Below are 9,061 nucleotides of genomic sequence, written 5' to 3' on the forward strand. Positions count from 1 at the left end.
ACCCAAATGGGTAAACGGGAAAATTCAAAGCAGAGAATATGGTTTCAGGTGTTACTAGACCGTGCGGGGCTAGGCGGGGACACCGGCAGCGCACTTATCGGTCTACAACGGATAGAAGCGGCGATCTACTTGTTGGAAGCGTTCGGCTACTTTTTCTAGGTAGTCGCGGTGTTTCAGCTTGGCTAACCATTCAGCAGGGATCGCCTTTTCTCCGTAGGCTACACCCGCAACTGTCCCGGTTAGAACGCCGTAGGCGGCGCTGTCCCCTCCGAAACTGACAGCGGTTTCGATGGCTTCGCTAAAAGAAGTGGTGTGCAACAGTGAATAGAGGACGATTTCTAGGGTGTCCACCACCTTGCTAGAGGGATGCAAGTCTGCTGGCGTTAGCGCTAAGAAGTTGGGGCTCAAAATTCGTTTATGCATCGAAATGGCTTTTTGCCACTGCGAGTCATCAAGCCGGTAATAATGGAAAAGGATTTGCGAAGTTTTTCGATAGGCCTGCTCAATACTTTCACCAGCAAGAATAAACCGGAAGAATTCACAAAAGTAGAGGCAAGATAACTGGGAGACATCATTGGCGTGAGTTAATGCCGCAGCCTCGCAGACTAATTCGCAGCCCCAATCGCAGATTATGCGCCGGTCAAGTCACAGACTCAGTATATGGAGCAATAGAGGAAAAGTTCGCCGCAGCGCCTCGTTGTCACGTACTCGAATGTCTGCTGATTTCAGATCCGGCTGTCCGCTCTGGAAACCCTCTGAGGCGGCTAATAACTTTTTTGCCACGTCTCTTGGGCGATATAACTCGCAATAGTCGCTGCTATTTCGGATAAAACACTCCATCATGGCTACCGCCCTGGCAGTATCTACACCCCAAGAAGCGGTAGGAATACCTGCTGCTGACGCCCCGTAGGCCTCCCCTACTGCTGCCCCGAGCAGTATCGCCCGCGTCTGCTCTAGGGTGGGCGGAGGGGTCGTCGTCCAATCGGGATGGCCTAGACTGTCGTACCAATCTCTGGCTTTGTCAACCTCGATTGTCTTTAACGCTTTGGCCAGTGACCCGGGATCGTAAGGTCCCCAAAAATAGGGCGTGCAGGTTCTACTATCCGGAGACCGACAGCAAAGACTCCATTTGTCCAGATCGGGATGGTAGTGAAGGTTGCAATCTGAGCGCTCAATAATTTCGACCTGGCTAGCGCCATTTTTTGCTTTTTCGGCTACCCAAACATCAACTAGAGTTTGCGATCCCTGCAGCTTTATCTTTCGCTGCGAAAAACGGGGACGATACTCCGTTATCGCCACGTGCTGATTCAAAACTTCAATATCGATACAGTAGCGGTCTTGTTTTTCCGGAGGAATCCGGGTTAGCGCCCACCGTTTAATCTCCCTGAGGTCTGCAATCTGGATCCTGGTTGGGCGAAACCCGGTTCTATACCCCAAATCTTTCCAAAGTTTTCGCCCCCAAGATGGATGATACATACTCAAAATCCTAAAACCCGCCCCACCCAAAGCGGCGGGGAGTTTCCGGAATAGCTAAGTTTTGCCGTCTTTACAGGTAAAGATTTATCCGAGGGTGTGGAAGCGATCGAAGAAGGTTTTCAGCTTTTCTATAACCCGCTTTTTGCGTTCAACCCGACTAGCAGTAACAGGGGTACCGGTAGGGGAATTTCCTTGATACACTCGTTAAGAACATCTCACCATATTGAGGGAGGAATAATGAAGAATTGGTTGCGAACCACGGTTGCTTTTGCAGGCGTGGCGGCTCTGACACTGGGGAGCGCTGTTACCGCTACCGCAGCAAATAGCGTAGATGACGGGAGTAACGTTAAGAGCTTCAAGGTTACTTGGAGCGACAAAGTCGATCGGTACGCCCCGGCGCTTAAAGGCTCCAAAGTAGACATGCTCCTTTATTGCGAGGTCTACGAATTTAAAAATGGTAAGAAAACGGGTTCCCGGCTTGGTTACGAGTGGCCAATGCTCCAACTCACTGTTGGCAAAGATGAAATAATTCCCCTTAAAATAAAACTCGACAAGCCCGAGTACCAGGGTGTTGACAAGATCGGCATTGAGGACTGCTACCAGTATCGCGACGGGAAGTGGGGACCTAGTAAGTTCTCTTTTTCAACTGGTTATAGCGATGGTGTTAAACAGCTCGCCATGGATCAGCAGGCCAACACCGATTTCAAGTTTAAGTTGACCGAAGGCGAGTGGGATGGAGAAACCTACCTTGGGGTAATCCCTGAGGGAAAGGCTCCGAAAGTGAGCATTGGTCTAAAGCTGACTAAGGAAGGTAAGACCACCACTCTTGAAAATAAGGACAGCAAACCTGCGGTAAACAGCTATGTTTTCGCTGATGGAGCCAGCCATAGACCTTCCGCTGAAGTAGATAGAGCGAAGCGCGAAGATACTCGCATCACTCGGGCCTCCATCGGCAACGACTTGAATCTCTTCTCTGGTTACGTAGGTCGTTATAAGAAGTACACACTGACTGCTTCCATTGACGATCCGGAACAAGCTAAGCTCTTCCGTATTGAAAGCGTTGAGGGAAACGAATCCGATGGTTGGATAGTTAACCTAAGTTCTGTTATCCGGAAGATTACCCCCGAGGCACCCACTCTAGTAGAGGCTAATAAGTGCGGCGTTGAGGGTACAGTTCAGCTTCCCGAGTCCAAGTACTTTGACTACGAAACTGTTACCGAGGGAACCAAAGTTTCGGTAGCAGCCCTATTGAAGCAGGATTTCAAGGACAAGTTCGTGGTTGAGGGCAAAACCGCGTGGGAGTTCAATGTTGCTCCTAAGCAGTGCAAACTAGCAACTCCGGTTGCTCCGAAGCTGATCAATCCTTCCGCGGATGATCCTGCTTCTTGCACCGTCGAACCTTACGTGACAATCAAGCAGACCGAGGGTGTTGCCTACACCGTTACTTCTAATGGCGTTAAGCTGAAGGCTAACAAGGATGGCAAGTACATCTACCCGTACAACTCGAAGGTAGAAGTTAAGGCCTCCGCGCTGGACGGTTACGCCCTAGCTGAAAACGCCCAAACTAAGTGGACCTGGGACAGCCACAATACTGCATTGTCCCCAGCATGCAAGCCGGCTCAGCCTATGAAGAAGTTGGCTTCAACTGGCGCTGAGGTCACTGCCCTAATCGGCATCTCCGCTCTACTGCTCCTTGCAGGCGGTGTGCTAACCGCCCGTAGGTTCCAGTAACCAACTAGCAACCTATATTTCGCCTCCCGGTTAATGCCGGGAGGCGAAATCTTTTTATACGACCTTATGCTCCTCATCCGAAGATTAACGAGCATCGCAGCAACCGGGTTATAAGCTCAGATACCTCTTGCGGGCTGGACGTTAGCTACTAACGCCTAGCGAGGCGGGCGCGCATCCCAATTACCGCTGCCCGGAGGATGCGCTTTATTTATTGCAAGCCGCTCAACGCTTCTCTGCATAGAATCTGGTCGAAACTATCCGAGGGTGTGGAAACGATCAAAGAAGATTTTCAGCTTTTCTATAACCCGCTTCTTGCGTTCAATCCGGCTATCCGCACCGGTAGCAAACAACGATCCTCGCGGCAAAATCTGGTCAATATCTGATCCGGAAGTTTCCAGATGCCCCCGCCTAAACATGGCGTTGATGAACCGTTCGGTTTCGGGTTGTTTCAGGTTTTCTTCCTTTACGATTCCGGCCAGCTCTAGAGCTTTTTGTTCAGTTAGGAAGGCTTTCCACTCTTCATTTATCTCGCCGCTAGTTGCAGAAACTGAATCCACGAACCGCTCAATCAGATCCAGCTTATTCTGGAGGGTAGGACTGGATTTAACCGTACGGCGAATATCTTCCCGCACTTCCTGGCGACTCTGCTCTTCATATTGGTCACGGTATTTTTGTACCAGCATCAAAATGTAGTCAACATTTACTTCGACCTGTTTTATCAACTCGATTTCAAAGGTCAAATCATCGTTGATCCGTTTACGTTCACCCTCAGATTCGGCGCGCCGCTGCCGGTAAAGCTCAATATATTCTGACTGATAGTCTTGCAGGTCACGCGGGCTGAGCGGATCTTTTTCCTCAAATTCGTCAAACGCAGAGAGGATATTTCGCAGTCGCAACAGTTCCCCGAAGGTTTGTATAAACAGGTCCTGCTCGGCCTCTCCGATAATCATTTCGCCCGGCACCCAGCGCGACAACTGGTCTAGTTTTTCTAAATAGACATCAAAATACACCTTAAAGGGCTTAAGTACCGTGATCCCCTCGGCCTCTTTATTACCAAAGAGGGCGATGGCCTCGGAAGTTTCTTGCTCCAAGTTCCTAAAGGAAACAATATTTCCGTAGGTTTTCACCGAGTTCAAAATGCGGTTAGTACGCGAATACGCCTGCAGCAGACCGTGGTGATGCATATGCTTATCCACCCACAAAGTGTTGAGGGTTTTTGCATCAAAACCGGTCAGGAACATGTTGACCACCAGCAGCATATCCAGATCGCGGTTACGCATCTTCTCGGATACGTCCTCGTAGTAGGCACCGAAACTATCTGCCGAGGTATCGAAACTGCTCCCAAACATTTGGTTATAGTCTCTAATCGCGCCCTCTAGGAATTCGCGGTCAGGGATTTCTAAAGCCCCGGTATCGAAATCTTCTTCCGGCAGCAGCCCGTCGCTATATTCATCTGAGTTCGGGGCATAGGTGAAAATAGTGGCAATCTTCAGGCGCTTATCGGGAGCAAGCTCGCTTTGCTGACGCGCAAACTCTAGGTAGTAGGATTTAGTGGCTTTAACCGAGGCGGCGGCAAAAATAGAGTTGAAACCCCGTACCCGCTTACCTTTCAAAGAATAGTAAGAGTTACGTTTAGTTTTTTGGTCAAAATGCGCCAGCACATAGGAGACCACTTCCCGGATCCTCCGCGGATCCAGCAAAGCCTCCTCGGTGGCAATTGCGAGCACTTCCTCTTCTTTAATCCCCTCCCGAGGTTTAAGGGTGTTCACATAGTCAATACGAAACGGCAACACGTTTTGGTCACTGATCGCGTCGGTAATGGTGTAAGAATGCAGTCGGTCACCAAAAACCTGGGCAGTGGTGCGGATCGCCAGGGAAGAACCCGTAGCCTTATTTTCGTTAAACAGGGGCGTACCGGTAAAACCAAACAGGTGATAGTTACGGAAGGCTCGTTTTATCGCCTGATGCATATCGCCAAACTGGCTGCGGTGGCATTCATCGAAAATAATGACGATATGGCTGTCATAGATTTTGTGTTGGGCATTGGCACGCACAAAATTAGAAAGCTTTTGGATGGTGGTAATCACGATTTTGGCTTTATCATTCGCTAGTTGCGCGGCCAGCTGGCGGGTAGACCGATTAGAGTTAACCGCCCCTTTTTGGAAAGCCTCATATTCTTTCTTTGTTTGATGATCCAGGTCTTTACGGTCAACTACGAACAGAACCTTATCTACCCCTTCCACCTGGGTAACCAGCTGCGCGGTTTTAAAACTGGTGAGAGTTTTGCCGCTGCCAGTAGTGTGCCAAATATAGCCGCCAGCCTCAATTGTACCTAGCTTCTTATAGTTGGTTGCGATCTGCACCCGGTTAATAATCCGCTCCGCTGCCACAATCTGGTAAGGACGCAACACCATCAGGTTCTTCTCAGTAGTAAACACACAATATTTCGTGATCACATTGAGCAAAGTGCGTCCCGAAAGGAAAGTCTTCGCAAAATCCATTAGCTCGGTAATGTGACGGTTACGCGCATCAGTCCACCAGGAAGTGAACTCAAAGCTGGCCGCCCCACCCCGCTTACCCGATCTGGACTGCTCTTCAACATGCTGCTTTCGGGTAGTGTTCGCATAATATTTCGTGTAGGTACCATTCGAGATGATAAACAGTTGCACATACTCGAATAATCCATTGCCCGCCCAAAAACTGTCCCGCTGATAGCGGTTAATCTGGTTAAAAGCTTCCCGCAGCTGCACTCCCCGCCGTTTTAGCTCGATATGCACCAGCGGAAACCCGTTTACCAAAATAGTCACGTCATAACGGTTATGGTGGGTACCCTCGGTTTCGTATTGGTTAATCACCTGCAGGCGGTTGCGGTGAATATTAACCTTATCCAGCAGGTGAATATTCTTTTGGGTGCCATCATCCCGCTCTAAAACCAGGGCCGCGGGGCTAGCCTGGATAATCGCGGTTTTTTCTACAATTCTTCGGGAAGGATTCGCCAATTCCGTTTTAAAGAAACGCTCCCACTCGTGGTCACTAAAAGAAACCTCATTTAAGGCTTCCAGGCTGCGCCGCAAATTATTTTCGAGGGCGAAGCCATCTTTTATCGGTAAATACTCGTATTCTTGCCGCTGGAGTTGTTCGATTAACGCTTTCTCGAGGGCGGCTTCGCTTTGATAGGCCTTTTCTTTACGTTCTTCCGGCTCATAGGTGGCGACTACCGTAGCATCTTCACTGGTGGCAATCGGTAGATAGGTGTTCATGAAGCCTCCTGGAAACAACTGGAGTTGGTAACTGTTTCTATCTTAGTGGCGCTAGTGCTTTAAATTTGGGTTACCTAGCCGAAGGTTTTTTGGTAGCCCAAGGTTTCTAGTAGCTCCGCGCGAGGTAATAGTTGTTACTCCCTGCCAAGCCTTACTATCGGGCTACCTGTTACGAGTCTGGCTCGGTAAAAGCACTCCGGGGCCCCCATGACCTGCTGCGCAGGTCAATCCCCTCTCGTATCTTTTACCGGCCGCGACCCGAATCACGCAGTTACGCACGGGCTAAAGTTCTTCTCTCGGCCTTGCCCGGGAGAGAGATTTTTCCTCCCGCCCAAGAATTCGGAAAACGTAGCGTCGTTTTCCGAATTCTTATGCCCACCGCGCCCACTCGGATAAAATCTCTCCCCCGCGCGTTGCGTGTAAATCTTGCAGTTACTTTGCGGGAGTGAAAGTTAGGAGTCGGTCGCGGTAATACTCGTACTGTTTACGCCGAGCCGCAATCTCCGCCGGTAAACCAGAAGAAAGATCATTTACCAAAGCATCGAACTTGTCCAAAATCGCCACAATGCGTTCCTGCTCCGCCAAAGGCGGCACAGGAATTTGAAAAGCCAGGAGCTTTTTCATATCTAAAGAATCCACTGATCCGCCAGCTTTATGGCACTTACGCAGAATGTCCTGGGAGTAGTCTTGCAAAGCATAAAGGCTATACTTTGGCATCACGTTACTGTTAACTCGGAGGGCTTTAATATCCTGATTAACCGTAGCTTGCTTTTCTAATATTCCTACCGGAAGCGAATGTTTCAAGATTCCCGAACGCGCAACTAACAGGATACTCTCAGAGGGGTATACCCGTAACCCTCTAGACTTAACTGCTTCTTCTGAGACTTGATCCTCTGTCTGGAAGATAACCGTCTGCTTCATATCTTTGGGAGAGACCCACAAATAGCCCTCAGTCCAATAAGAACTTACAGATTTACTGGGAGTGCCACCCCCACTCCAGGTTCCCAGTTCTCCCAGAGTAAGTTCGGTAGAAGCTGCGCAAAGTCTCACACTGTCAAACAGCGAGGCGCGGTAGTACTCGTACTGCTTGCGACGAGCTTCTAGCTCCGCTTCTAGCTCCGCTTCTAGCTCCGCTTCTAGCTGGGTGAAAGAATCTAGAATCCGTACTATTTCATCTTGTACTTCCAGTGGTGGCACCGGAATCTTGATCTTTTTGAGCGCGGTTTGCGTAAGTGAAGGCCTTGCAGCGCTCCCGGTACTGTATCTCTCTATATGCGCATTAAGCATGACGTGATAAAAATAGCGCGGAGTCATCTTGCTTGTGTCAATCACGGTGTAAAAAACTGTGTCAATATTCCAAAACGGTTTATCAACATAAAAAACGTTACTGATTGAACCTTTACGCGGAAGTAAAACAGTAGGTTTGTCATATGCGGCAGCACAAACGCACACATCCATAATGCCGCCGCTTCCATAAACAGGTATTGAACCTTCACTCAGATGCTTGTAATCACTGCCGTTCTTAATATCAGCAACTTCTGAAACCGCTTTGTACTCCACCCCGTTGGGACAGTATTTCGCGATTAGGTCGTCTATTTGGCTCATGCCGTTACCTCGCGGGGGGCTCCCTCCAGGTCGGTGACGATGGCATCGATGGCTTCCCGTAATTTGGCTTGGCGCTCTACTATGCCGGCAATGTCTTTATTGAGCTGGTGAATATCAATCTTTTCCCGAGTGTCCTTGGGTTCTACGTAACTGGATACCGAAAGGTTGTAGTCGGCCTCGGCAATATCTTCTATTGAAACCAGCTGCGCGAAATGATCCTGATTCTCTCGTTTCTCGTAGGCCTCAAGAATCTGGTTACGGAAAGGCTCAGTAATCTGGTTCTTAGTGCCCGAGCGTTCAAATAGCTCCGAAGCATCAATGAACAGCACGTTCGAATCTTTCTTCGACTTCTTTAACACCAGCACACAGGTGCCGATAGAAGTACCGAAGAACAAATCCACCGGCAACTGGATAACCGCATCCACATAGTTGCCATCCACCAGGTATTTGCGAATCTTCTTTTCCGCTCCCCCGCGATAAAGCACCCCGGGGAACTGGACAATCGCGGCCGTGCCGTCAACGGCCAGCCAAGACAAAATATGCATCGTGAACGCCAGATCCGCCTTGCCTTTAGGAGCCAATACCCCGGCAGGCGAAAAACGTTCATCATTCATCAAGGTCGGCGAATCCGACCCTATCCATTTCGTGGAATAGGGCGGGTTAGAAACAATCGCCTCGAAAGGTTCATCATCCCAATGCGCCGGTTCCGTGAGCGTATCTCCCAGGGCGATATCGAACTTAGAAAAGTTCACCCCATGCAAAAACATATTTATCCGGCACAGGTTATAGGTGGTGAGGTTGATTTCTTGTCCGAAGAAACCTTCCTCCACGTTTTCGCGCCCTAATACTTTCGCAAACTTCAACAGTAGAGAACCAGAACCGCAGGCGGGGTCATAAACCCTGCCCACCCGAGTTTTGCCGAGCACCGTTAGCCGGGCTATCAGTTCCGAAACATCTTGGGGAGTGAAGAATTCGCCTCCAGATTTTCC

6 protein-coding genes are annotated in these 9,061 nt (G+C 49.6%); 1 reads left to right on the plus strand and 5 read right to left on the minus strand.

Annotated elements, in window-relative coordinates:
* Positions 1 to 102 precede the first annotated feature (102 nt).
* Complete coding sequence (locus F605_RS11320; RefSeq protein WP_081639170.1) at positions 103 to 633, minus strand: ADP-ribosylglycohydrolase family protein; 531 nt, start codon at positions 631 to 633, stop codon at positions 103 to 105.
* A 12-nt stretch (positions 634 to 645) separates the two neighbouring features.
* Positions 646 to 1,476 (minus strand): hypothetical protein, encoded by an 831-nt coding sequence (locus tag F605_RS0107475; RefSeq protein WP_022865265.1) that lies wholly within the window; start codon positions 1,474 to 1,476, stop codon positions 646 to 648.
* 237 nt (positions 1,477 to 1,713) lie between these two features.
* Between F605_RS0107475 and F605_RS0107485 the strand changes: the two genes are divergently transcribed.
* On the plus strand, positions 1,714 to 3,207 hold the full coding sequence (locus F605_RS0107485) for a hypothetical protein (RefSeq protein ID WP_022865267.1): 1,494 nt from the start codon (positions 1,714 to 1,716) through the stop codon (positions 3,205 to 3,207).
* 254 nt (positions 3,208 to 3,461) lie between these two features.
* On the opposite strand, the gene F605_RS0107490 is transcribed toward F605_RS0107485, so the two are convergent.
* The 3 genes from F605_RS0107490 to F605_RS0107500 all read right to left on the minus strand — a co-directional run.
* Entirely contained in the window at positions 3,462 to 6,467 is a 3,006-nt protein-coding gene (locus tag F605_RS0107490) for a type I restriction endonuclease subunit R (RefSeq protein WP_022865268.1), read from the minus strand.
* 432 nt (positions 6,468 to 6,899) lie between these two features.
* Positions 6,900 to 8,072 (minus strand): restriction endonuclease subunit S, encoded by a 1,173-nt coding sequence (locus F605_RS11325; RefSeq protein WP_022865269.1) that lies wholly within the window; start codon positions 8,070 to 8,072, stop codon positions 6,900 to 6,902.
* Positions 8,069 to 9,061: type I restriction-modification system subunit M (locus F605_RS0107500; RefSeq protein WP_022865270.1), on the minus strand; the 993-nt coding region annotated here is incomplete at its 5' end. The genes F605_RS11325 and F605_RS0107500, both read right to left, overlap by 4 nt.

Source organism: Varibaculum cambriense DSM 15806 (assembly GCF_000420065.1).
Classification (GTDB): Bacteria; Actinomycetota; Actinomycetes; order Actinomycetales; family Actinomycetaceae; genus Varibaculum; species Varibaculum cambriense.